This is a genomic window from Streptomyces luteolus (genome assembly GCF_029968015.1).
Taxonomy (GTDB): Bacteria; Actinomycetota; Actinomycetes; order Streptomycetales; family Streptomycetaceae; genus Streptomyces; species Streptomyces luteolus.
On record NZ_JASCIS010000030.1, the window covers coordinates 16523 to 40675 of the forward strand.

A 24153-nucleotide genomic window follows, 5' to 3' on the forward strand; every position below is an offset into this window, starting at 1 on the left:
CGCTTGAGGACGAGCCCGCAGGGCGACAAGGGGCGCGCTGGTCCACGGCAAGGAACAGACGACGCAAGCCCCGCCGACCTACCCCCGCACCTGATTCCGCCGAGTAAGCCACAGCACCCCCGCCGCGCCGACCAGAACCACCGTCCCGCCGAGCGTGCCGAGCGCGACGGCCGAGTCCTCCGGTCCGGTCTGCGGAAGTTCCTCGCCGCCGCCCGACGATGCCCCGCCGCCCGACGCCTTCACGTCGAGGGTGAGGGACGGCTTCGGGTTGTTCTTGGGCGTACAGGTGGTGGTCGTACCAAGGGCCTTGATGGTCAGCGTGGACGCGGTGAAGGTGACCTTGCCGGACTTCTTCGGCGTGTACGTACCCGTCAAGTCACTGATCTTGATGGGGGTGTTGGCGGGGATCGCCTCGGCGTTGGGCGGCCCGGTGACGCTGAGGGTGCCGCTCTCCGCGCCGCCGAGCTTGATCTTCGCGCTGGGCTTCATGGCGCCCTTGCCGAGCTCCACCGGGCTGGACGAGACACCCTTCTCGAAGGACATGGTGAGCTTGTGGCCGCCGCCGCTCTCGACGCTCTTGATGTCGATGGGTGAGACGGCACCCTTGTTGCCGATCGGCGTCTTGCACTGGTAGTCGACGTCCACGACCTCGGCGTGCGCGGCGGGCGCGGCGAGGAGCACCGCCGAACCGGCCAGTCCCGCGGCCGCCACGAACGCGGCGCAACGCCGGCCTGCCGACCGCCGGCCTGCCGACCGCCCGCCTGCCGACCGCCCGCCTGCGGCACATGTCTTCGGGCTCTTCGGGTACGACACCTTGAGTTCCCCTCTTCCAACTGCCCGTGCGCCACCGACAGTTCCTGACGGCACATCAGATCGGGCGCTCAAGGTACGCCGGGGACCTTGTGGAGGGAAGACAAAAGACAGCCCGGATCTCGGGCTGTCGAAGGGGTGGCCGAGGGGCCGCGCCAAGGACCACCGAACCTGCGGTAACCCTTGGGGGGACTGCTGGGCGAACTCCTAGTTGGGCGCGGCCAGTTCGGCCCAGACCGTCTTGCCCGACTGTCCGGGCACACGCACGACGCCCCAGTCGAGGCAGAGCCGCTGCACGATGAACATGCCGTGTCCGCCGGGCCGGCCGGCGCGGTGCGGAGTGCGCGGCGAGGGCTGTCCCGCGCCCCGGTCGGTGACCTCCAGGCGGAGCACCTTGGTGTCGCAGCCGACCCAGAGCTCGCTGGCGCCCTCGGCGTGCAGGCAGGCGTTGGTGACGAGTTCGGAGACGACGAGCAGGACGTCCTCGGCGGCCGCGCGCCGGTCGGCACCGGCGGCGGGCAGCCAGCCCCAGTCGTAGAGCGCCTGCCGGGTGAAGTCGCGGGCCATCGGCACGACGCCGCTGGCGCCGTCGAGACTGAGCTTGCGGACCTGGCGCACGGTGGGCGCACCCACCGGGTCGCTCACCTCACCGGTGGCCCCCGGCTCCGGGCCGCGGTCGCCCGGCGAGAAGGGCCGGGTGGTGCTCATCAGCGCTTCACCTCACCGATTCACCAGTTCTTGAGATCTGTGCCGGATCTGGTCGATCCGTTCGATCTGTCGGGACAACAGGGACAACATGTCGGGGCGGGCACTCGGGACGAGTGCCCTGGTTGCGGCCGGAGCACGCACTACTGCTCGCACTACTACTCGCACTACTCAGGACGAAGAGTGCGGCAGAAGCGGTTCTGCGTCCGCCGGCATTCAACAGATCCAGCAGTCTCCTGCCCGGCCCTTCCGTGAGAACACCCACTTCTTGGGACCGGACCATGTGATGCGGGTTACGTGTCGATCACACATGGGCAACGCAGATCACGGAGAGACAACCGTGCCGTAACTCACGTGCGCTCAGTCGGCCAGGGCCGATTCGAGGGATTCATGCACGGTGAAGACGGCGTCCGCACCGGTGATCTCGAAGACCCGGGCCACGACCGGAAGCATCCCGGCCAGATGAACGCCGCCGCCCGCCGCCTCCGCCTTCAGGCGGGCGCCGAGCAGGACGTTGAGCCCGGTGGAGTCGCAGAACTCCAGCTGTGAGCAGTCGAGGACCAGGCGTGAACTGCCCTGGTCGAGGCAGTGCTCCAAGGGTCCGCGCAGCAGATCCGCGGTGTGGTGATCGAGTTCACCCACCGGCGTCACGACGGCGGTCGCGCCGTCGCTCTGCACTTCGACCCGAAGGCGGCCCCGGTTCGCACTGCCGACCGTCTGGCGGTCCATGCCGTCTCACTTCCGCAGGTCTCGAGCTGGTGTCTGACGCCCGGAAAGCCTACGCCTTCACCACGCCGCCGGATACCCGAACATCCACCCGAAAACGGACATAATGCCAGGTAAGCCACTTGCAAGCAGCCGCCAGAACCGGGTAGGCCTAGTAAGGACACCACCCGACACGGCCGGCTTCGGAGGCGCCGCACACACGTAGTGCACGTATTGGCATCGGCAGCCATATGCCGAGAACGATGGAGGACCTCATGTCACCCCGGCTCGACGCATCGCCTACCCGCAACGCGACGTCGACACCAGCTGACCCCTTCGACAACGAGCTCCACACTCTCCCGGCTCCCCGCGCGGAAGCAGCGGAAACCCTTCACGGGGCGGAAGTCACGGAGGGCATGGACGGCGCAGACGGCACGGACGCCATGGAGGCCGCGAACGGCCCCGGCTCCCTCGCCCTCGTCGAGGAGTTCACGGATCTCCCGGAACTGCCCGAGATCCCCCCGTACGACGAAGTCGGACCGCTGGACGCAAGGGCCCTGTCCAAGACCCTCTTCGGGCGCCTCGAAACGCTTGAGGAAGGCACGCACGAGTACGCGTACGTACGCAACACGCTCGTCGAACTCAACCTCGCTCTGGTGAAGTTCGCCGCCTCCCGGTTCCGCTCCCGCAGCGAGCCGATGGAGGACATCATCCAGGTCGGCACGATCGGTCTGATCAAGGCCATCGACCGCTTCGAGCTCAGCCGCGGCGTCGAGTTCCCGACCTTCGCGATGCCGACCATCGTCGGCGAGATCAAGCGTTTCTTCCGCGACACCAGCTGGTCGGTGCGCGTCCCGCGCAGGCTCCAGGAGCTGCGTCTGGACCTCGCCAAGGCCGGTGACGAACTCGCCCAGAAGCTCGACCGCGCACCCACCGTGCACGAGCTCGCCGAACGCCTCGGCCTCTCCAACGACGAGGTCGTCGAGGGCATGGCGGCGTCCAACGCCTACACGGCGAGCTCCCTGGACGCTCAGCCCGAGGAGGACGACTCCGAGGGCGCGCTCGCGGACCGCATCGGCTACGAGGACCACGGGCTCGAAGGCATCGAGTACGTCGAGTCGTTGAAGCCGCTGATCGCCGATCTCCCGCCGCGTGACCGGAAGATCCTCTCCCTGCGGTTCGTGGCGAACATGACGCAGTCCGAGATCGGCGAGGAACTCGGCATCTCGCAGATGCACGTCTCGCGACTGCTCTCGCGCACGCTGGTACGGCTGCGCAAGGGCCTGACGGTCGAGGAATGACAGGTTGGCAGGAATGACAGGAATGACCTCGCCCGAGCGGTGAGGGCGCAGTAACGCACCACCTCGTGCCACGCACGCCAGCGGCGGCGGTGGCGGGGGCGCTCCTCCCAGCGGGAGAGCGCCGCCGCCACCGCCGCCTCGGCGTGTGCGGCCCCCGGCTCAGCCGAGCAGCGTGCCCCGCTGCCAGACCTCCCGGACCAGCGGGACGCCCGGCCGGTAGGCGAGGTGGACATGGCTCGGCGCGTCGAGCAGCGCCAGGTCGGCGCGGGCCCCGGGGGTGAGGCGGCCGACGTCGGTACGGCGCAGCGCCCGCGCACCGCCCGCCGTGGCCGCCCAGAGCGCCTCGTCCGGGGTCATCCCCATGTCCCGTACGGCGAGGGCGATGCAGAACGGCATGGACGACGTGAACGACGAGCCCGGGTTGCAGTCCGTGGAGAGCGCGACCGTGGCGCCCGCGTCCAGCAGGCGGCGCGCGTCCGGCCATTCGGCGCGGGTGGAGAACTCGGCGCCGGGCAGCAGCGTCGCCACGGTGTTGCCCTGCGCGAGCGCGTCCACGTCCGCGTCCGTGAGGTGCGTGCAGTGGTCGGCGCTGGCCGCGTCCAGCTCGACGGCGAGCTGGACTCCGGGGCCGTACGAGAGCTGGTTGGCGTGGACGCGCGGGTGCAGGCCCTTCGCGCGGCCCGCCGTCAGGATGGCCCGCGCCTGGTCCCCGTCGAAGGCGCCCTTCTCGCAGAACACGTCGACCCAACGGGCGTGCGGCGCGCAGGCGTCGAGCATCGCGCCGGTGACGAGGTCCACGTACGCGGCCGGGTCCTCGGCGAAGTCCGGGGAGACGATGTGCGCGCCGAGGAAGGTGACCTCGTCGGTGTGACGGCTCGCGATGCGCAGGGCGCGGGCCTCGTCCTCGACGGTCAGTCCGTAGCCCGACTTGGTCTCGAAGACCGTGGTGCCCTGGCGGGCGGCCTCCCGGAGGTAGCGGACGAGGTTCGCCTCCAGCTCCTCGTCGCTCGCGGCGCGGGTCGCGGCGACGGTGGTGCGGATGCCTCCGGCGGAGTAACTCCGGCCCTCCATGCGGGCGTTGAACTCCTGGGTGCGGTCGCCCGCGAAGACCAGGTGGGAGTGGGAGTCGACGAAGCCGGGGATGGCTGAACGGCCTTGCGCGTCGTGCGCGTGGTCGGCCTCGGGGGCGTCCTCGGCTCGCCCGACCCAGGCGATGCGGTCGCCGTCCAGGACGACGGCGGCGTCCTGGATCTGGCCCAACGGGCCCTCGCCCAGGGACGGGTCGTTGGTGACGAGGTTGGTGATGTTGGTGATGAGGGTGGTGCTCATGGGTTCCTCTCGGTGTTTCTTCTTCCCCTCCCCGCCCCTTCCCGAAAGCCTGCGGCAGCTTCGGGGCTCCGCCCCGGACCCCGCTCCTCAAACGCCGGAGGGGCTGAATTTGCCCCGATAGGGCCTGTTTTTAAGGGGCGCGGGGAACTGCGCGACCAGCCACGACGGCGGGCAAGCCGAACGACAGCGCCGCAAGCTTTCGGGAAGGGGCGGGGTGGGGACAAAAAGGGCTGTTACTCGCGCAGTGCTCCGATCGCCGATGCCAACGCCGACGGCACGTCCGGGACCAGTAGATGCGTACCGTCCCGTACGACATGACGCCCCCCGACCACCGTGTGCCGCACATCCGACGCCGACGCCGCGAACACCGCCGTCTCCGCCGCCAGCCGGGGCAGCGCCCCCACCGTGCGGACCGAGTCGAGGGCGATCGTCGTGAAGTCGGCGAGCGCGCCCGGCTCCAGGGTCCCCGCGTTCTCCCAGCCCAGTGCCGCGTGCCCGTCCGACGTGGCAGCGCGGAGCAGCGCGGCGGCCGTCCAGTGCCCCCGCGTGCGGGTGCGCAGCCGCTCGTCGAGCTCCATGGCCCGCGCCTCCTCCAGGAGGTCGATCACGGCGTGGCTGTCGGTGCCGAGGCTGAGCGTCGAGCCGCGGCGCTGCAGATCGGCGGCGGGGCCGATGCCGTCCGCGAGGTCGCGTTCCGTGGTGGGGCACATGCAGGTGCCCGTGCCGGAGTCGCCGATGAGCGCGATGTCGCCCGCGGTCAGGTGGGTGTTGTGGATGCCGGTGGTGCGCGGGCCGAGCACGCCGTGGTCGGAGAGCAGCCTCGCCGGGGTGCAGCGGTGCGCGGCCCGGCAGGCGTCGTTCTCGGCGGTCTGCTCGGACAGGTGCACATGCAGCGGTACGTCCCGCTCCCGCGCCCACGCGGCCACGGTGCCCAACTGCCCGGCGGGGACGGCCCGTACGGAGTGGATGGCGGCGCCGATCCGCACCCCGTCGCCGGGCTTCAGGGCCGACGCCCGCTCGGCCCAGGCCTCGGCCGTGCCGTCGCTGAAGCGCAGCTGGTGCCGGTCGGGGGCGGCGCCGAAGCCGGAGGAGAGGTAGGCGGTGTCGAGGAGGGTGATGCGAATGCCCGCGTCCCGGGCGGCGGCGATCAGCGCCTCGCCCATCGCGTTGGGGTCGGCGTACGGCGTGCCGCCCGGCGCGTGGTGGACGTAGTGGAACTCCCCGACCGCGGTGATCCCGGCGAGCGCCATCTCCGCGTACACAGCCCGCGCGAGCGCGTGGTACGTGTCCGGGTCGAGCCGCGCCGCGACCTGGTACATGACCTCGCGCCAGGTCCAGAAAGTGCCCGAGCCGACCTGCACGGTGGAACGCAGGGCCCGGTGGAAGGCGTGCGAGTGGGCGTTGGCGAGGCCGGGCAGGGTGAGCCCGCGCAGGGTGACGGCGCCGGGCGGCGGGGCCTCGACTCCGTTGCGTACGGCGGAGATCCGGCCGTCGGACGCCACGTCCAGGGCGACCCCCGGCTCCACATGGGTGCCCAGCCAGGCGTGCTCGGCCCAGTACGTCGTCATCTGCACGCGAGCCCCTCCAGTACGTCGGCGAGTGCGAGCACCCCGGCCACGCAGTCGTCCTCGGCCGCGAACTCGGCCGGGGAGTGCGAGACGCCCGTGGGGTTGCGTACGAACAGCATGGCGGTGGGGATCGAGCCGGACAGGATGCCCGCGTCGTGGCCCGCGCCCGTGCCGAGGACGGGTACGGGCCGCTCGGCCCCGGCGCCGAGGAGCGCGGCGAGCTCGTCGCGCAGGGCGTGCCCGAACTCGACGACGGGCGTGAAGGACTCCCGTACGACGGTCAGGTCCACGCCGTGCCGCTCGGCGTGCTCGCGGGCCGCCTTCTCCACCCCGGCGACGACCTGGTCGAGGCTCTCCTGGTCGGCCGCGCGCGAGTCGAGCCAGCCGCGGACCAGGGACGGGATGGCGTTGACCCCGTTCGGCTCGACCGCGATCTTGCCGAACGTGGCGACGGCGCGGGCGAGTTCGGCCTCCCGACGAGCGGCGAGCACCGTCTCCGCGTACGGGAGCATCGGGTCGCGGCGGTCCACGAGCCGGGTCGTGCCCGCGTGGTTGGCCTCGCCCGCGAAGTCGAAGCGCCAGCGGCCGTGCGGCCAGATGGCACTGGCGATGCCGACGGGGTCACCGGACAGGTCGAGGGCGCGACCCTGCTCGACGTGCAGCTCCACGAACGCGCCGATGCGCGCGAGGCGTTCGGGGTCGGGGCCGATGGCCGTCGCGTCGTACCCGGCGTTCTCCATCGCCTCGGGCAGCGTGATGCCGTCGGCGTCGCGGAGCCTGCGGGCGGCGGGGACGGTGAGCTGTCCCGCGGTGAGGCGGGAGCCTACGCAGGCGAGGCCGAAGCGGGCGCCCTCCTCGTCGCCGAAGTTGGTGATCGCCAGCGGCCGGGTGAACTCCGCTCCCCTGCGGCGGAGTTCGTCGAGCGCGGCGAAGGAGGAGACGACGCCGAGGGGGCCGTCGAACGCGCCGCCGTCGGGCACGGAGTCCAGGTGCGAGCCGGTGACGACGGCGTCGCCTTGTGCGGGGTCGCCGAGCCAGGCCCACTGGTTGCCGTTGCGGTCCAGCTCGTACGTGAGGCCTCTCGACTCCGCCTGCTCCTTGAACCAGGTTCGGCAGTCCGCGTCCGCGGGGGTCCAGGCGTGGCGGCGGTAGCCGCGGGTGTCTTTGTCGCGGCCGATGGGGCTGAGGTCGGCCCACATCTGCTGGAAGCTGGGGGGCGCTTCGGGGGCTCCGCCCCCGGACCCCCTCCCCCAAGCTCTCGGCTGCGCTCGAGCAGGGGGGACCCCCATCTCAATCGCCGGAGGGGCTGAAATTTCAGCCCCTCCGGCGATTGAGGAGGCCCGTCCGGCAGGACTTTCGGGAAGGGGCGGGTTAGGGGAAGAAGAAAGATCGCGCGGCACCATCACTCCGACCCCTCCCGCATGGGAACCCGAACGCCCCGTTCCGAAGCCACCGCGTCCGCGGCCTCGTACCCGGCATCGACATGCCGGATCACCCCCATCCCCGGATCATTCGTCAACACCCGCCGAATCTTCTCGCCCGCGAGCGCCGTCCCGTCGGCCACCGTGACCTGGCCCGCGTGGAGGGAGCGGCCCATGCCGACGCCGCCACCGTGGTGGAGGGAGACCCAGGACGCGCCGGACGCCACGTTCACCATCGCGTTGAGCAGTGGCCAGTCCGCGATCGCGTCGGACCCGTCGAGCATCGCCTCGGTCTCGCGGTACGGGGAGGCCACCGAGCCGCAGTCCAGGTGGTCGCGGCCGATCGCGAGCGGGGCCGCCAGCTCCCCGCTCGCCACCATGTCGTTGAACCGCTCGCCCGCCCGGTCCCGCTCGCCGTGGCCGAGCCAGCAGATGCGTGCAGGGAGGCCCTGGAAGTGGACCCTTTCGCCCGCCATCCTGATCCAGCGGTGCAGGGACTCGTTCTCGGGAAAGAGCCCCAGGATCGCCCTGTCCGTCTTCGCGATGTCCGAGGCCTCCCCGGAGAGCGCCGCCCAGCGGAACGGCCCCTTGCCCTCGCAGAAGAGCGGACGGATGTACGCCGGCACGAAGCCGGGAAACGCGAACGCCCGCTCGTACCCGGCGAGTTGGGCCTCGCCCCGGATCGAGTTGCCGTAGTCGAAGACCTCGGCGCCCGCGTCCATGAAGCCGACCATGGCCTCGACGTGCCGGGCCATGGACTCACGGGCGCGGGCCGTGAAGCCCGCCGGGTCCTTGGCCGCCGCGTCCGCCATGTCCTCGAAGGGGAGCCCGGCGGGGAGATAGGCGAGCGGGTCGTGGGCCGAGGTCTGGTCCGTGACGATGTCGATGGGGGCACCCTCGGCGAGCAGCTGCGGCAGCAGTTCCGCCGCGTTGCCGAGCAGGCCGATGGAGAGCGGGCGGCGGGCGTCGCGGGCCTCGACGGCGAGCCGCAGGGCGTGCGCGGGCGAGTCGGCCTTCACGTCGAGGTACTTGTGCTCGATGCGGCGCTCGATGGCGCGCGGGTCGCAGTCGACGCAGATCGCGACGCCGTCGTTCATCGTCACCGCCAGCGGCTGGGCGCCGCCCATGCCGCCGAGTCCGGCGGTCAGCGTGATCGTCCCGGCGAGCGTGCCGCCGACCCCCTTACCGATTGAATGCAGCTTCTGGGCGACGGCGGCGAACGTCTCGTACGTGCCCTGGAGGATCCCCTGCGTGCCGATGTAGATCCAGGAACCGGCCGTCATCTGGCCGTACATGGTCAGGCCCAGCCGCTCCAGGCGGCGGAACTCCTCCCAGTTCGCCCAGTCGCCGACCAGGTTGGAGTTGGCGATCAGGACGCGCGGGGCCCACTCGTGGGTCTGCATGACGCCGACGGGGCGGCCGGACTGGACCAGCATCGTCTCGTCCTGCTTGAGGGTCCGCAGCGTACGGACCATCGCGTCGAAGGAGCGCCAGTCGCGGGCGGCCTTGCCGGTGCCGCCGTAGACGACGAGCTTGTCGGGGTGCTCGGCCACCTCGGGGTCGAGGTTGTTCTGCAGCATCCGCAGAGCGGCTTCCTGCTGCCAGCCCAGAGCGCTCAGCTCCGTGCCGCGCGGTGCTCGGACAGGACGGGGTCCCGACATCGACTGCCTCCTCCGTTGCCATGCCTCTTCTGCCATACCTGTGCCACACCTGTGCCACACCTGTTCACATTCGTCTATTCACATGGTGGCTTTATGAATATCCCTAGTCAATCCCCGGGGGGCCTCGGCGCCGCGCGCCCGTCGATGATGGGATGGAGCCATGGCCATAGGTGACATGGACGCCACGACGGCGCTCTCCCCCGACCTTCCCGCCGCCGCAGCCGTCGCCCGCCGCGACGCGGCCGTGCGCGCCGCCGTCGCCCAGGGCCTCGTCGGCCAGGGCACCCCGGTGGCCGCGCTGCTCGACGTCGTCGGAATCCGCCGCTCCGCCGCCGCGCTGCGCTCCGCGTTCGCCGAGGTCACCGCCGCGCCCGTGCTGCACGCCTTCGCCGTCAAGGCGGCCCCGCTCGTGCCCGTCCTACGGTTGCTCCGCAAGTCCGGCCTGGGCGCCGAGGTGGCGAGCCCCGGCGAGCTCGCCCTGGCCCGCGCCGCCGGGGTGAAGCCCTCGCACACCGTGCTCGACTCCCCCGCCAAGACCCCGGCCGAGCTGCGCCAGGCCCTCGCCCTCGGCGTCGCCGTCAACGCCGACAACCCGCAGGAGCTGGCCCGCCTCGACACCCTGACCCGCTCGGCGCCCACCCGCTCCCCGATCGGCCTGCGCGTCAACCCGCAGACCGGCGCCGGGTCCATCGACGCCCTGTCCACGGCCACCGCCACCTCGAAGTTCGGGGTCGGCCTGCGGGACACGGGGGCGCGCGAGTGGGTCGTGCGCGCCTTCCTGGACCGGCCCTGGCTGACCCGCCTCCACACCCACTCCGGCTCCCAGGGCGTGCCCCTGGACCTGCTCGCCGAAGGCGTCCGTACGACGTACGAACTGGCCGAGGAGATCAACCAGTTGGCGGGCAGGCGGCAGATCGACACGATCGACATCGGCGGCGGCCTGCCGGTCAACTTCGACTCGGACTCCGAGGCGCCCACCTTCGCCGCGTACGCCCGTGTCCTGCGGCGCACCGTGCCGGGTCTCTTCGACGGGCGGTACGCCCTTGTCACCGAGTTCGGCCGGGCGCTGCTCGCCAAGCACGGCACGATCGTGGCCCGCGTCGAGTACACCAAGGCCGCCGGCAACCGGCGCATCGCCATCACCCACGCGGGCGCGCAGGTCGCCGCCCGCACCGTCTACGCCCCGCAGTCCTGGCCGCTGCGGATCGCCGCCTACGACGCGGAGGGCCGGCCCAAGACGGGGGCGGCCGTCGCGCAGGACGTGGCGGGGCCCGCCTGCTTCGCGGGCGACCTGCTCGCCGAGAACCGGCCGCTGCCGCTGCTCGAACCCGGCGACATCGCGGCCGCCCTGGACACCGGCGCGTACTACTTCGCCACCCCCTACGCGTACAACAGCCTCGCCCGGCCCGGCGTCCACGGGTTCTCCGCCGGTACGGACGGCGGCGTGCGGTTCGCGACGATCCGCAGCCCGCAGACGGTCGAGGAGGTCGTCGCCGAGTCGGGCGGCGAGCACATCCGCACGCTCGACGCGCTGTGAGGACAGCGGGCGCGGGTCCGGGGAGAATCGGTCCAGACAGTCCAGAAGCTCAAGTGAAGCTCTGAGATACGGCCGCCGCGCATCCCCGTGCGCGCCACGGGCAGAACATCCACCTGACGCATCAGCGATCGGGGGAGGTTTCCACAGATGTCCACCACCGACTCCACCGCGGCGGGGCCCGTCCCTGAGCCCTCGCAGCCACCACTCAAACGGGCCATCGGCCCCAAACTGCTGATCCTGTTCGTGATCGGCGACATCCTCGGCACCGGCATCTACGCCACCACCGGAAACGTCGCGGGCAAGGTCGGCGGGGCCCTGTGGCTGCCGTTCGTCATCGGCTTCGTGGTGGCGATCCTGACGGCCGCCTCGTACGTCGAACTCGTCGGCAAGTACCCGAAGGCGGCCGGCGCCGCGCTCTACACGCAGAAGGCGTTCAAGGTCCCGTTCCTGACGTTCATCATCGCCTTCATGGTGATGGCCTCCGGCCTGTCGTCCGCGAGCGCCGCCGCCCGCGCGTTCAGCGGCGACTACCTCGACGAACTCACCGCGGGCGTGCTGCCCGCCACCCTGGTCGCGATCCTGTTCATCCTGGCCCTGGCGGCGCTGAACCTGCGCGGTGTCTCGGAGTCGGTGAAGACCAACGTGGTCCTCACCCTGGTCGAGCTGACCGGTCTCGTGGTCATCCTCGCGGTCGGCGCGTACGCGGTGCTCACGGGCGACGGGGAGCCGTCCCGCCTGACCGAGTTCGAGTCCAGCGGTACGAGCTTCGCGCTGATGACCGGCATCCTCGGCGCGACCGCGCTCGGCTTCTTCGCCTTCGTCGGCTTCGAGGACTCGGTGAACATGGCCGAGGAGACCAAGGACCCGGCGCGCACGTTCCCGAAGGCCATCTTCATCGGCGTCACCGTGACCGGCACGATCTACGTCCTGGTGGCGCTGGTCTCCTCGCTCCTGGTGGACACCAAGACGCTGGCGGGCTCCAGCGGCCCACTCCTTGAGGTGGTCAAGGCGGGCGGCCTTGAGTTCCCGCCCAAGCTCTTCGCCCTGATCGCGCTGTTCGCGGTCACCAACTCGGCCCTGATCAACATCATGATGGCCTCGCGGCTCTGCTACGGCATGGCCAACGAGCGCATCCTGCCGAAGGCCATGGGCCGCGTCCTGCCCCACCGGCGCACCCCGGTGGTCGGCATCGTCTTCGTCTCGCTGCTCGCGATCGGCCTGGTGTCCACCGGCGAGATCGAAGGACTCGGCGACACCACGGCATTCCTGCTGCTCTGCGTGTTCGCGGTGGTCAACGTGGCGGTTCTGGTGCTGCGCAGGGACCCCGTGGAGCACAAGCACTTCCGTACGCCGACGATCCTGCCGGTCCTCGGCGCGATCACGGCCCTGATCCTGGCCAGCCCACTCGCGGACCGCTCGGCCGACGTCTACATCCGGGCCGGTGTCCTGCTGGTCATCGGCATCGGCCTCTGGGTCGTCAACAAGCTGGTGCTGAAGGCTCGCGGGGAGGAGTGAGGGGGCTTTCGGTCAGGGGAGGAGGGTGAACGCCGGCACGTGACTCGGGCGTACGGCGGAGAAGTGCCGGTGGTCGAGCGTCGCGACTTCGGTCAACCCGAGGCGCTCGGCCACCGCGACAACGGATGCGTCCACCGAACCGAGCGGAAAGTCGGCGTACTTCAGGAGACGTCCGCGCCAGCTGCTGACGTACGCCGCGCACGCGGGGTGGTCGTCGTCGTCCGCGTCGGCGATCGCGTAGAGGACACCCGTGTCCAGGAGCAGCGGCTTCACCGGATCCGGCCCTCGTCGATCCACTCCGTGATCAGCTCCCGGTGCCGCTCGGCAGTGTCCGTACGGCCTGAATCGCCCATCCCGACAAACGCCAGGAACCCCGGGCGCTCAATAGCCGGAGGCAGCTCCTCCGCACCCTCCTGCGGCTTGAGCTCCGGGTCGGTGTCCGCGACCGCACGCAGGTGCCGCAGCTGTTCCGGCCGCAGCTTGTCCAGCAAGTGCCGCAGGTGGTCGTAGTCCTCTGCTGAGCTCATACCCCCGAGCGTACGACCAGGCTCCCCCGAACGGCACTGCTCAGCATTCGCTCACCCGTACGAGCGAGCGCCCCTACTCGCCCCGCGAGCGCCCCTCACTCCACTCACTCCACTCACTCCACGAACAACCCCCGCTCCGCGGCCCGCGTATCGAACTCCTCCAAGCGGGCCTGCGCGTCCGGGAGTTCGTCGGCCATGGCCTCCAAGAGCACCCGGCCGAGCAGCATCGGGGCGCAGGCCGTGTCGAAGGCGAGGCCGGTGCCGACGGCCGCCGGGATCAGCAGGTCGGACACCTTCGCGACCGGCGCGAACGCGCTGTCGGCCACCGTCACCACGGTCAGGCCCGCCTCACGCGCGTACGTCAGGGCCTCGACCACCTCCCGCGGATACCGCGGCAGCGCGAAGCAGAGCAGCGCCGAGGCCCCCGCCCGTACGGCGGCGTCGATCCGGTCGGCGAGCATCGTGCCGCCCTCGCGCAGGAGCCGGACGTCCGGGTGCACCTTGGCGGCGAAGTACGCGAAGCCGTACGCCTGCGAGGCCGCCGCGCGCAGGCCGAGCACCGGCAGCGGCCGGGAGGCGGCGAGCAGCCGGCCGGCGCGCTCGACCGGCGCCGGGTCGGCGAGGGCGGCGGCGAGGTGCCGCAGGTTCTCGATCTCGGCCTCGACGGCCTGCTGGTACTCGTTGAACTCGCCCTGGCCCAAGGCCTGTTCGGCTGGCGCGACCTCGCGCAGATGGCGGCGGAGTGCCGGGTAGCCGTCGAAGCCGAGCGCCACCGCGAAGCGGGTCACCGAGGGCTGGCTGACTCCGGCCAGCTCGGCCAGCTCCACGCTCGACAGGAACGGCACCTCGGCCGCACGCCGCACCATGCAGTGGGCGATCCGCCGCTGCGTGGGGGTGAGGCGGTGCCCCTCGAAGAGCTGTTGCAGCCGGGCGGTCGGGCTGTCCGTCACCGGGCCCCTCCTTCATCACCAGTCACTGTGCGCCAAGGCGATTCCCGCCAGGGTATTGACAAATTATTCACTCACCCAGAACTCTGCATGACGTTATACAGACAGGCAACACCGCTCCACCCGAACCTGGGGGACCCATGGCAGCCTCACTCGTCGAACAGCGGTCCATCGACGTCGTCCCGGACGGGGAACGGCACGGTACCGCCTTCTCGCAGTTCACCCTCTGGCTGGGCGCCAACCTGCAGATCACCGCCGTCGTCACCGGCGCCCTCGCCGTGGTCTTCGGCGGCGACGTGGTCTGGTCGATCATCGGCCTGGTCCTCGGCAACCTGCTCGGCGGAGCGGTGATGGCGCTGCACTCCGCGCAGGGGCCCAAGCTCGGGCTGCCGCAGATGATCCAGTCCCGGGCCCAGTTCGGGGTGCGCGGCGCGGTCGTGCCGCTGGCCCTCGTGATCGTCATGTACATCGGCTTCTTCGCCTCCGGCAGCGTCCTCGCCGGACAGGCCGTGGGCGAGCTGACCCACCTCGGCGAGACCCCCGGCATCCTGATCTTCGCGGCCGTCTCCGGCCTCATGGCCGCCGTCGGCTACCGCCTGATCCACGCCGTCGGCCGCGTCGCCGGCGTGATCTGCGCCCTCGCCTTCGTCTACCTCGGCATCCGCCTCCTGGAGCGCGCCGACCTCACGACGCTGCTCGCGGACGCACACTTCGACCTGCCGATGTTCCTGCTCGCGATCTCCCTCTCGGCCTCCTGGCAGCTGGCGTTCGGCCCGTACGTCGCGGACTACTCGCGCTATCTGCCGCGTACGACCTCGACCCGCGCCACGTTCTGGTGGACCCTGTCCGGCTCGGCGCTCGGCTCGCAGTGGTCGATGACCTTCGGCGTGCTCGTGGCGGCCACGGCGGGCGGCGCGTTCATGGACAACCAGGTGTCGTACGTGGTGGGGCTCGGCGGCGGCGGACTGATCGCCGCGTTCCTCTACTTCGTGATCGCGCTCGGCAAGCTCACGATCAACGTCCTGAACACATACGGCGGCTTCATGTCGATCGTGACGAGCGTCAGCGGCTTCCGCGGCCAGCGCGTGCTCTCCCCGCGCGGCCGGGCCGTCTACATCGCGCTGATCATGATCGCGGGCACGGCGGTCGCCCTGCTCGGCAAGGACAGCTTCCTCACCTCGTTCAAGGACTTCCTGCTCTTCCTGCTGACGTTCTTCACCCCCTGGTCCGCGATCAACCTGGTCGACTACTACCTGATCTCCCGCGAGCGGTACGACCTGCCGGCCCTGTCCGACCCGAACGGCCGCTACGGCAGCTGGCGCTGGGACGCGCTGGCGGTCTACGCGATCGGCGTCGCCCTCCAACTCCCCTTCCTGGTCACGCACTTCTACACCGGCCCACTCGTCGCCCCGCTCGGCGGCGCCGACATCTCCTGGATCGTGGGCCTCACCGTCCCGGCGGTGCTCTACTGGGCTCTGGCAGGCCGGAAGCGGAATACGGGGGTCAGCCCCACTGCGCCCGCCGCCGACGCTTCGTACCGTGAACCACATGGAAGCCCGCGACCCTGAGCTGAAGAAGGAGCTCCACGCCACCCTGCAGACCCGCAGGGAGCTGGGCGAGGAGTACGACTCCGTCCTGGTGGAGTCGTTCCTGGAGAAGGTCGAGCAGCGCCTCGACGCCACGGTCGACCGCCGCGTCCGCCGCCGCCTCGCCGAGGAACGGACGGCGGCGGTCCGCGGGGGCCGCGACTCCCTGGACGGCTGGGGCGAACGCTTCGGCTTCGCCCTGGTCTCCCTGATCCTGGCGGTCCCGCTCTCGGCGATCGCGGTCGTCAACGCGGGCCTGCTCGGCCTGGCCGTCGCCTGGACCGGCATCATCGCCGTGAACGCGGCGCACGCACGACGCACCCTCTTCGCCACCCCGCGCCACGACCGCCGAAACCGCGACACGGACTGGCAGGGCTGACCCGCGCCCCCTACGCCTGCCGCGTCGGCAGGGCCACCACCTGGCGCAGGTTGACGTGCCGGGGCCGACTCGTCGCGTACGCCACCAGGTCGGCGATGTCCTCCGCGGCGAGCGAGCCGACCTCCCCGAACAGGCCCTCCAGGGCCTCGCTCAGTTCCGCGTTGTCGATGTGCCCGCGCAGCTCGGTGTCCGTGAACCCCGGCTCGACGTTGGTGACGCGCACGTCCCGCGGCCCGAACTCGCCGCGCAGCGCCTGCGAGAGATAGGTGAGCGCGGCCTTGGTCGCCCCGTACACCGCGTACGTCGGGAACATCAGGTGCGCCGCGACCGACGAGACGTTGACCAGGTCGGCGGGCCGGCCCGCGGCGGCGGCGTCCAGCAGGTCCGCCCGGAACGCACGGACCACCCGCAGCGCGCCGGTCACGTTGGTGTCGATCATCCGCTGCCATTCGTCAACCCGGCCCGCGTCCACCGGGTTGGGCAGCATCACCCCGGCGTTGTTCACGACCAGGTCGACCCGCCCGAACGCGCCGTGCACCAGCTCCACGGCCGCCTCCACGGATGCCTCGGCTGTCACATCGGCGGGCACCGCGAGCGCGCTGCCGCCGTCGGCGCCGATCTTCTGGGCCAGCTCTTCGAGCCGCTCGGCCCGCCGAGCGAGCAGCGCCACCCGCACCCCCTGCGCAGCGAGCAGCCGGGCCACCGCCTCCCCGATCCCGCTGGCGGCTCCGGTGACGACGGCGGTACGCCCTGCGAGGCTGTCGTACGTCATGGTCTCTCCCTCGTCGTTCCTGTCTTCCGGGACCGACTCTGCGGGGCCGCGACTCCTCCACCCAGGGCTGGAGTTTTCCTGGGTCCGGCAGTACCAGGCTGGATCCGCGCGGCTGTCCTACGCTCGGTCCTATGGACGGTGACCTCGGAGATTTCCTGCGTTCTCGGCGCGCCCGCATCCAGCCGCGGGACGTGGGCCTGCCCTCGCACGGCCGGCGCCGGGTGCCGGGGCTGCGCCGCGAGGAGGTGGCCCAGCTGGCGGGCGTCAGCGTGGACTACTACATCCGCCTGGAGCAGAGCCGCGGCCCGGCGGTCTCGGACGCCGTCCTGGACGCGGTCGCGCGCGTGCTGCGGCTCGACGGGACGGAACACGCGCACCTGTACGACGTGGCCCGCCCGTCCCGCGCCGTCGGCCGCTCCGAGCCCCAACTGGTCCGCCCTGGCCTGCAGTTGCTGCTCGACACGATCCGGGAAGCGCCCGCGTACGTCTTCGGCCGCCGCATGGACGTGCTGGCCTGGAACGCGCTCGCCGACGCCCTGAGCGGCTACTCCGCGCAGACCCCGCGCGAGCGCAACATCATGCGCCACATCTTCCTCGACCCGGCCGCCCCCGACCGCTACCCCGGCTGGCCCGCGGTCGCCGCCGAGACCGTGGCCTACCTCCGGCTGGACGCGGGCCGCCACCCCGGTGACCGTCAACTGGCCGAGCTGGTCGGCGAGTTGTCCGTGAAGAGCGAGGACTTCCGGCGTCTGTGGGCGGACCACCAGGTCAAGGAGAAGACGCACGGCGTGAAACGCGTCCAGCACCCGGTGGCGGGTCTCCTGACCCTCCCGTACGAGGGCCTGACCTTCCCGGGCGACCCGGACCAGCTCCTGGTCGTCTACACCCCGGAGCCGGGCTCGGAGACGGCGGAAAGGCTGGCGCTCCTGGGAAGTTGGACGGCAAACCCAGCCCACCCACCGACGATCTAGCCCGTCCGGCGCTTGAGGACGCGGGGCGACGATCCAGCCCGTCCGCCGCTTGAGGAAGCGGGCCGACAATCCAGCCCGTCCGGCGCTTGAGGACAAGGCCGAAGGCCGATGATCCAGCCCGTCCGGCGTTTGAGGACAAGGCCGAAGGCCGGCGAAGGGGGCGCTGGTCAACGGCGCCAGAAGGCCGGCAAAGGGTGCGCTGGACAACAGCAGCAGAAAGACCACGTAAGACGGGGAGTGCCCCGCAGGGACCACCGCACCTTCGGCAGCGAGTGCCGGAGGGCGGGACGACGGTGGTCCCCGCGGGGGACGCGGGCCGGGTCAGGGCCGGTGTTTCCGCGTCCGAGGCGTTCAGGAGGTCCGGGAGCCGCTCCGGAGGAGTCCTGTGCGCCGACATCGACCACTGTGCCGGAGCCGTGTTAAGCGGGTGCTGCGCGCACGTGTCGCGCTCGTACCGATTTCCCGAACCCCGAACCGTACAGGCCTACTTCTCGCGCGCCAGGTACGCAAGGAGGTCCTGCCGGCTCACCACACCCGTCGGCTTGCCCTCGACCAGGACGATCGCCGCGTCGGCACCGGTCGCCGCGGACAGCACGGACATCAGGTCGGCCACCGGCTCGCCCGAGCCGACCTGCGGCAGCGGGTCGGACATGTGCTTCTCCAGCGGGTCGGCGAGCGAGGCCCGCTGCGTGAACAGCGCGTCGAGCAGCTCGCGTTCGACCACCGAGCCGATGACCTCCGCGGCCATCACGTCCGGGTGCCCGGCGCCCGGCTTCACGATCGGCATCTGCGAGACGCCGTACTCGCGCAGGACCTCGATGGCCTCGCCGACGGTCTCCTCCGGGTGCATGTGCAAGAGCTTGGGGATGCCGCCCTCCTTGTGCTCCAGGACGTCGCCGACGCGCGGCTCGTCACCGGGCTGCTCCAGGAAGCCGTAGTCGTTCATCCACTCGTCGTTGAAGATCTTCGAGAGGTAGCCGCGCCCGGAGTCCGGCAGCAGGACGACGACCACGTCGTCCGGCCCGAGGCCCTCCGCCACCTTGAGCGCCGCCACGACCGCCATGCCGCAGGAGCCGCCGACGAGCAGGCCCTCCTCCTTGGCGAGACGCCGGGTCATCTGGAAGGAGTCCTTGTCCGAGACCGCGACGATCTCGTCCGTCACGTGCTGGTCGTACGCCGTCGGCCAGAAGTCCTCGCCGACGCCCTCGACCAGGTACGGCCGCCCGGAGCCCCCGGAGTAGACCGAGCCCTCGGGGTCGGCGCCCACGATCCGGACCTTGCCGTCGCTGATCTCCTTCAGGTAGCGGCCGGTTCCGGAGATCGTCCCGCCGGTGCCGATGCCCGCCACGAAGTGGGTGATCCTCCCCTCCGTCTGCTCCCACAGCTCGGGCCCGGTGGTCTCGTAGTGCGAGCGCGGGTTGTTCGGGTTGCTGTACTGGTCCGGCTTCCAGGCGCCGGGCGTCTCACGGACGAGCCGGTCGGAGACGTTGTAGTACGAGTCGGGGTGCTCGGGGTCCACGGCCGTGGGGCAGACGACGACCTCGGCGCCGTACGCGCGCAGCACGTTGATCTTGTCCGTGGAGACCTTGTCCGGGCACACGAAGACGCACTTGTAGCCCTTCTGCTGGGCCACGATCGCGAGGCCCACCCCGGTGTTGCCACTGGTCGGCTCGACAATGGTGCCGCCCGGCCGCAGCTCGCCGCTCGCCTCGGCCGCCTCGATCATGCGCAGCGCGATGCGGTCCTTCACGGAGCCGCCCGGGTTGAAGTACTCGACCTTGGCCAGGACGGTGGCCCTGATGCCCGCGGTCACGTTGTTGAGCCTCAGCAGCGGGGTGTTGCCGACGAGACTGATCATCGAGTCGTGGAATTGCACCGTTGTCTCCGGTTCTCCCTAGGAATGCGGCCAGCCTAAGCGGAATTCGGCTGCCCGGCGCTGCACTTCGGGGGCCTGCCACACCGGACTTCCGGGGCCCGCCGCACCGGCCCGCACCCCTGCCCGTACCCCTGCCCGCACCCCTGCCCGTACCCCTCCTTCGCCAGGTCGGAGATTGACCGACGGTACGTACCGGGCAAGGAGTTGATGTACGGCGCTACAAGGAGGTGGCTTCGGTCCATGTCGAGGGCAAGGGTGGCGCGGCGGATCGCCGCGGGTGCCGCGTACGGCGGCGGCGGAGTCGGGCTGCTGAGCGCGGCGGCGGTCGGGGTGCTCCTGGCCGAGGTGCAGCTGGCGAAACGCAGTGTGGGGACCGCGTCGGGCGCCGAGCCGACGCAGCCGCCGCACGCCGACGGCCTGTACGGCAGGCCGTTCCTCGACCCGGCGGACACCCGCTCCCCGCTGCGCCTGACCCTTCTCGGCGACTCCACGGCCGCGGGCCAGGGCGTGCACCGCACCGGCCAGACGCCGGGCGCGCTGATCGCGCAGGGCCTCGCGGCGGTGGCGGAACGCCCGGTGCTGCTGCGGAACGTGGCGCTGCCGGGCGCGCAGTCGGACGACCTGGCCCGCCAGGTCACGCTGCTGCTCGCCAACTCCTCGGCGGTGCCGGACGTCTGCGTGATCATGATCGGCGCCAACGACGTCACGCACCGGATGCCCCCGACCCGCTCGGTCCGCTACCTCGCGGCGGCGGTACGGCGGCTGCGCACCGCGGGTGCCGAAGTGGTCGTCGGCACCTGTCCCGACCTGGGCTCGGTCGAGCAGGTCTACCAGCCGCTGCGCTGGCTGGCCCGCCGCGTCTCCCGCCAGCTGGCCGCCGCCCAGACCATCGGCGTCGTCGAGCAGGGCGGTCGTACGGTCTCGCTCGGCGATCTGCTCGGCCCGGAGTTCACGGCGAACCCGCGCGAGCTGTTCGGCCCGGACAACTACCACCCGTCGGCGGAGGGCTACGCGACGGCGGCGATGGCCGTACTGCCCACGGTCTGCGCGGCGGTCGGCCTGTGGCCGGAGGAGGAGCGCCCCGACACCTCCCGCGACGAGGGCTTCCTGCCGGTCGCACGGGCGGCGGCGGAGGCCGCGGCCGAGGGCGGTACGGAGGTCACGGCCGCGATGCCGACCGGTCCGCGGGGTCCGTGGGCCCTCCTCAAGCACCGCAGGCGGCGCCGTATCAACGCCCCGGAGCGCGCGGGGAACGGCCACGAGGAACACTCGGATGCGGAATCCCGGCCGGCTCCGGAACCCACCAACCCTGAGCAAGCGCTTAGAAAAGAGGCGGGTGTCACACGCCAGGACCGATGACCTTCGCGGTACGTGCAGGTAACTTCCCGTACCGTCCATACCTGCGACAAGGGAGCCCCCTCATGCCCGAAGCCGTGATCGTCTCCACCGCCCGCTCCCCCATCGGCCGCGCCTTCAAGGGCTCCCTGAAGGACCTCCGCCCGGACGACCTGACCGCGACGATCATCCAGGCCGCCCTCGCCAAGGTCCCGGAGCTCGACCCGAAGGACATCGACGACCTGATGCTCGGCTGCGGCCTGCCCGGCGGCGAGCAGGGCAACAACCTGGGCCGCATCGTCGCCGTGCAGATGGGCATGGACCACCTGCCCGGCTGCACGATCACCCGCTACTGCTCCTCCTCGCTGCAGACGACCCGCATGGCGCTGCACGCCATCAAGGCAGGCGAGGGCGACGTGTTCGTCTCGGCCGGTGTCGAGATGGTGTCCCGCTTCGCCAAGGGCAACTCGGACTCGCTGCCGGACACGCACAACCCGCTGTTCGCCGAGGCCGAGGCCCGTACCGCCGCCGTCGCCGAGCAGACCGGCACCAGCTGGCACGACCCGCGCGAGGACGGCCTGGTGCCGGACGCGTACATCGCGATGGGCCAGACCGCCGAGAACCTCGCCCGCCTCAAGGGCATCACCCGCGAGGACATGGACGCCTTCGGCGTGCGCTCGCAGAACCGTGCCGAGGAAGCCATCAAGAACGGCTTCTGGGAGCGCGAGATCACCCCGGTCACCACCCCCGACGGCACGGTCGTCGCGAAGGACGACGGCCCGCGCGCCGGCGTCACCCTTGAGGGCGTCTCGGGCCTGAAGCCGGTCTTCCGCCCCGACGGCCTGGTCACGGCCGGCAACTGCTGCCCGCTGAACGACGGCGCCGCCGCCCTCGTCGTCATGTCCGACACGAAGGCCCGCGAGCTCGGCCTGACACCGCTCGCCCGCGTCGTCTCCACCGGTGTCTCCGGCCTCTCCCCGGAGATCATGGGCCTCGGCCCGGTCGAGGCGTCGAAGCGCGCCCTGAAGCTGGCGGGCCTGTCGGTCTCCGACATCGACCTGTTCGAGATCAACGAGGCCTTCGCCGCGCAGGTCATCCCGTCCGCCCGCGACCTGGGCATCGACGAGGACAAGCTGAACGTCAACGGTGGCGCCATCGCCGTCGGCCACCCCTTCGGCATGACCGGCGCCCGCATCACCGGCACGCTGATCAACAGCCTGCAGTTCCACGACAAGCAGTTCGGCCTGGAGACCATGTGCGTCGGCGGCGGCCAGGGCATGGCCATGGTCATCGAGCGCCTCAGCTGACGCACCCCGCGTAACCTTCCGAGTCCCAGCCGTGACACAACCTCCCCCAGGATGTGACCTATGTCCTGGGGGAGTAGCATTTCCGCAGGTCAGGGCGGTGCGGGGGGAAACCTGGGGTAGAAAGTCCTGTCCGTTTCGTGACCTAATGCACTGACAGCCCTCAGCCGTCTCCGACAAGCTGTTGTAGTAAGTCGGGGGTCAGTAAGTCGGGGATCTGTAAGCAGGGGGTCAACTTGGAACCGGGAGTACGTCAGTGAGCGCCATGACTCTTGCCCTGCTGGTCGCCACCGCCGCTGCCACGGCCGTGGGAGCCGCCGCACTGCACACCGTGCGTGGCCTCCGTCAGCAGCTCTCCGAGATCTCCGCGCTGCGCACCGAGCTCGCCACGGGCCTGGCCGAGCACAGCGACGTCGCCGTGCCGCACGCCCGCGGCGCCGCCGAGTCCGGTGTGCCCGCGCAGGGCACCGACGCGATCCGCGCCGCCGTCGCCGAGGCCCTGGCCGAGGAGCGGGAGCGTGAGCTGGCCGAGGCGCGCGCCTTCTGGGCCGCGCAGGAGGCCCGCGACGCCGCCGACGCCCCGTCCCTGCTCGGCGGGCTGCCGGCGCACCTGGCCGAGGAGCTGTTCCTGCCCCGCCAGTCCGACTTCGTCGGCCTGGAGCGGGAGCTGCAGCACGAGCTGGCCGAGCCCGCCGAGGAGCTGAACGGCGCCGCCGACGAGTTCCCCGAGGACTCCCCCGAGCTGGCCGCGGCCCGCCGCCGCCACCCCTCGCACCCCGACTTCGTGCCGGTCAAGGCGGGACGCGACGGCGCCACCGGCGACCACGAGCACACGCTGCGCTGCCTGGAGGAGCTCGCCCAGGACCGCACCGCGCTCTCCGACGTCCGCCCCGGCCCGCTCGGCACCCTCGACGTGTACGTCTTCTCGGACGGTACGACGCTGTGCATGACCCCGGGCCACCGCGAGACCGCGGAGCGCCTGGCCGCGGCCCTGCGGGCGGGCGACACCCCGGTGCTGCTCGGCGGCTCCGGAGTCTCCGGCGCGTACACGCTGACGTTCGGCTGCGGCGACGAGAACGTCTACATCCTGGCGGACCGCGTCATAGCCTCCGCCTGAGCCCGCCCGAGGGCCGTCCTCGCCCGAGGGCCCGTCCTCGCCCGAGGCCCGTCCTGGTATCCCCGCCCGAGGCCAGCCCCCGTACGCCCCCGAAACGCGCCGGTGTTCATACCCCGGCGCGTTTCTGTGCCTCATGCACCAGTTCCACCGCTTCCGCGAGCTGCGCCTCGTCCGTCAACACAAGGGCCAAGTCGCGTCCGGCGACCGTTACTTGATCGGAGACCGCGAACAGGCCCGCGTCAGGGATCTCCCGCGGCTCGGTCCGCGGGTCCTCGATGGACTGCGCGCGCACCGCCAACTCCCTGGCAAGGGACCGGGCTTCGGCCGCGGCGACGCGCTGGAGGCGGCTCTCCGGGGCGGCCCGCAGGCGGTCGGCGAACTGGTCCACGGCATCCGTCAGGGGCGTCGTATCAAGCACCCTGTGACCCTATGCGCCCTTCCGGGGCTGTTGCCAACCCCGGGACACTCAGGCACGGTGACGTGAAGGACTCGCATCGACAGCGTCCGGAGGCGCCGATGTCCCTAGTCTTCTCCGAGGAGACCCACCGCAATCTGCTCGCCCGCATCCCGCACTGCACCGGTCGCGAAGTCGCCGAGTGGCTTCGCGCGATCGACGACGGCCCGTCCTTCCTCCGCTTCGACGAGAAGGTCAGCTGGCTCCGCGCCGAGTACGACCTCGCCCACGGTCACGCCAAGGCGATCGTCCACGAGCACGACATGAGGAGGGCCGCGCGCAGATTCCTCTGAGCGCACCCCACCAGATCCCCGACAACGCCGAAGGGCCCGC

At 71.3% G+C, this 24153-nt stretch carries 23 protein-coding genes; 10 read left to right on the forward strand and 13 right to left on the reverse strand.

All coding sequences use genetic code 11. The annotated features are described in order from the left end of the window. Window positions 1–78: 78 nt before the first annotated feature. From QIT00_RS25800 to QIT00_RS25810, 3 genes are all read right to left on the reverse strand, one after another. Window positions 79–711: an LPXTG cell wall anchor domain-containing protein gene (locus QIT00_RS25800; RefSeq protein WP_282537791.1), complete on the reverse strand. Its 633-nt coding sequence runs from the start codon at window positions 709–711 to the stop codon at window positions 79–81. A 306-nt stretch (window positions 712–1017) separates the two neighbouring features. Beyond that, window positions 1018–1518 (reverse strand): ATP-binding protein, encoded by a 501-nt coding sequence (locus QIT00_RS25805; RefSeq protein ID WP_282537792.1) that lies wholly within the window; start codon window positions 1516–1518, stop codon window positions 1018–1020. Window positions 1519–1875: 357 nt separating this feature from the next. Beyond that, the gene (locus tag QIT00_RS25810; protein WP_282537793.1) at window positions 1876–2244 is read right to left on the reverse strand and encodes an STAS domain-containing protein; all 369 of its coding nucleotides are present in this window, start codon (window positions 2242–2244) and stop codon (window positions 1876–1878) included. Between the two features lie 239 nt (window positions 2245–2483). Between QIT00_RS25810 and QIT00_RS25815 the strand changes: the two genes are divergently transcribed. Further along, complete coding sequence (locus QIT00_RS25815; RefSeq protein ID WP_282537794.1) at window positions 2484–3521, forward strand: RNA polymerase sigma factor SigF; 1038 nt, start codon at window positions 2484–2486, stop codon at window positions 3519–3521. A gap of 159 nt (window positions 3522–3680) precedes the next feature. Here the strand turns inward: QIT00_RS25815 and hutI are convergent, their stop codons facing one another. The 4 genes from hutI to hutU all read right to left on the reverse strand — a co-directional run bounded on the left by hutI (window position 3681) and on the right by hutU (window position 9500). Beyond that, window positions 3681–4850: an imidazolonepropionase gene (gene hutI, locus QIT00_RS25820; protein ID WP_282537795.1), complete on the reverse strand. Its 1170-nt coding sequence runs from the start codon at window positions 4848–4850 to the stop codon at window positions 3681–3683. 233 nt (window positions 4851–5083) lie between these two features. Beyond that, window positions 5084–6418 carry a formimidoylglutamate deiminase gene (locus QIT00_RS25825; RefSeq protein ID WP_282537853.1) on the reverse strand — a complete coding sequence of 445 codons (1335 nt, stop codon included), beginning with the start codon at window positions 6416–6418 and terminating at the stop codon, window positions 5084–5086. Next, window positions 6415–7617 (reverse strand): allantoate amidohydrolase, encoded by a 1203-nt coding sequence (locus QIT00_RS25830; protein WP_282537796.1) that lies wholly within the window; start codon window positions 7615–7617, stop codon window positions 6415–6417. Before QIT00_RS25830 ends, QIT00_RS25825 begins: the two co-directional genes overlap by 4 nt. A 203-nt stretch (window positions 7618–7820) precedes the next feature. Next, a complete protein-coding gene (hutU, locus tag QIT00_RS25835) occupies window positions 7821–9500 on the reverse strand; it encodes a urocanate hydratase (protein ID WP_282537797.1) in 1680 nt (559 codons plus the stop codon). A gap of 175 nt (window positions 9501–9675) precedes the next feature. Between hutU and QIT00_RS25840 the strand changes: the two genes are divergently transcribed. Then, on the forward strand, window positions 9676–11037 hold the full coding sequence (locus QIT00_RS25840) for a type III PLP-dependent enzyme domain-containing protein (protein ID WP_282537854.1): 1362 nt from the start codon (window positions 9676–9678) through the stop codon (window positions 11035–11037). Between the two features lie 147 nt (window positions 11038–11184). Beyond that, window positions 11185–12552, forward strand: coding sequence for an APC family permease (locus tag QIT00_RS25845; RefSeq protein WP_282537798.1), 1368 nt, complete (start codon window positions 11185–11187; stop codon window positions 12550–12552). 12 nt (window positions 12553–12564) lie between these two features. Here the strand turns inward: QIT00_RS25845 and QIT00_RS25850 are convergent, their stop codons facing one another. The 3 genes from QIT00_RS25850 to QIT00_RS25860 form a co-directional block, all read right to left on the reverse strand. Next, window positions 12565–12825, reverse strand: a complete 261-nt coding sequence (locus QIT00_RS25850) for a PIN domain-containing protein (RefSeq protein ID WP_282537799.1) — start codon at window positions 12823–12825, stop codon at window positions 12565–12567. Then, complete coding sequence (locus QIT00_RS25855; RefSeq protein WP_282537800.1) at window positions 12822–13079, reverse strand: hypothetical protein; 258 nt, start codon at window positions 13077–13079, stop codon at window positions 12822–12824. Before QIT00_RS25855 ends, QIT00_RS25850 begins: the two co-directional genes overlap by 4 nt. A 113-nt stretch (window positions 13080–13192) precedes the next feature. Further along, complete coding sequence (locus tag QIT00_RS25860; protein WP_282537801.1) at window positions 13193–14029, reverse strand: MurR/RpiR family transcriptional regulator; 837 nt, start codon at window positions 14027–14029, stop codon at window positions 13193–13195. A 137-nt stretch (window positions 14030–14166) separates the two neighbouring features. On the opposite strand from QIT00_RS25860, the gene QIT00_RS25865 reads away from it, so the two are divergent. Then, window positions 14167–15594, forward strand: coding sequence for a purine-cytosine permease family protein (locus QIT00_RS25865; RefSeq protein ID WP_282537802.1), 1428 nt, complete (start codon window positions 14167–14169; stop codon window positions 15592–15594). Further along, complete coding sequence (locus tag QIT00_RS25870; protein WP_282537855.1) at window positions 15575–15991, forward strand: hypothetical protein; 417 nt, start codon at window positions 15575–15577, stop codon at window positions 15989–15991. Before QIT00_RS25865 ends, QIT00_RS25870 begins: the two co-directional genes overlap by 20 nt. Before the next feature lie 10 nt (window positions 15992–16001). On the opposite strand, the gene QIT00_RS25875 is transcribed toward QIT00_RS25870, so the two are convergent. Continuing rightward, complete coding sequence (locus QIT00_RS25875) at window positions 16002–16763, reverse strand: SDR family oxidoreductase (RefSeq protein ID WP_282537803.1); 762 nt, start codon at window positions 16761–16763, stop codon at window positions 16002–16004. A gap of 131 nt (window positions 16764–16894) precedes the next feature. Here QIT00_RS25875 and QIT00_RS25880 point away from each other — a divergent pair, with 131 nt between their 5' ends. Further along, complete coding sequence (locus QIT00_RS25880) at window positions 16895–17734, forward strand: helix-turn-helix transcriptional regulator (protein WP_282537804.1); 840 nt, start codon at window positions 16895–16897, stop codon at window positions 17732–17734. Window positions 17735–18218: 484 nt separating this feature from the next. Here QIT00_RS25880 and QIT00_RS25885 read toward each other — a convergent pair whose 3' ends face one another. After that, entirely contained in the window at window positions 18219–19610 is a 1392-nt protein-coding gene (locus QIT00_RS25885; RefSeq protein ID WP_282537805.1) for a cystathionine beta-synthase, read from the reverse strand. A 240-nt stretch (window positions 19611–19850) separates the two neighbouring features. On the opposite strand from QIT00_RS25885, the gene QIT00_RS25890 reads away from it, so the two are divergent. From QIT00_RS25890 to QIT00_RS25900, 3 genes are all read left to right on the forward strand, one after another. Further along, a complete protein-coding gene (locus QIT00_RS25890; RefSeq protein WP_282537806.1) occupies window positions 19851–20969 on the forward strand; it encodes an SGNH/GDSL hydrolase family protein in 1119 nt (372 codons plus the stop codon). 62 nt (window positions 20970–21031) lie between these two features. After that, the gene (locus QIT00_RS25895; RefSeq protein ID WP_282537807.1) at window positions 21032–22252 is read left to right on the forward strand and encodes an acetyl-CoA C-acetyltransferase; all 1221 of its coding nucleotides are present in this window, start codon (window positions 21032–21034) and stop codon (window positions 22250–22252) included. A gap of 262 nt (window positions 22253–22514) precedes the next feature. Then, on the forward strand, window positions 22515–23366 hold the full coding sequence (locus QIT00_RS25900) for a hypothetical protein (protein WP_456316491.1): 852 nt from the start codon (window positions 22515–22517) through the stop codon (window positions 23364–23366). 106 nt (window positions 23367–23472) lie between these two features. On the opposite strand, the gene QIT00_RS25905 is transcribed toward QIT00_RS25900, so the two are convergent. Beyond that, window positions 23473–23784 carry a hypothetical protein gene (locus QIT00_RS25905; RefSeq protein WP_282537809.1) on the reverse strand — a complete coding sequence of 104 codons (312 nt, stop codon included), beginning with the start codon at window positions 23782–23784 and terminating at the stop codon, window positions 23473–23475. A gap of 98 nt (window positions 23785–23882) precedes the next feature. Here QIT00_RS25905 and QIT00_RS25910 point away from each other — a divergent pair, with 98 nt between their 5' ends. Then, window positions 23883–24113: a DUF4287 domain-containing protein gene (locus QIT00_RS25910; RefSeq protein ID WP_282537810.1), complete on the forward strand. Its 231-nt coding sequence runs from the start codon at window positions 23883–23885 to the stop codon at window positions 24111–24113. Window positions 24114–24153: the final 40 nt, after the last annotated feature.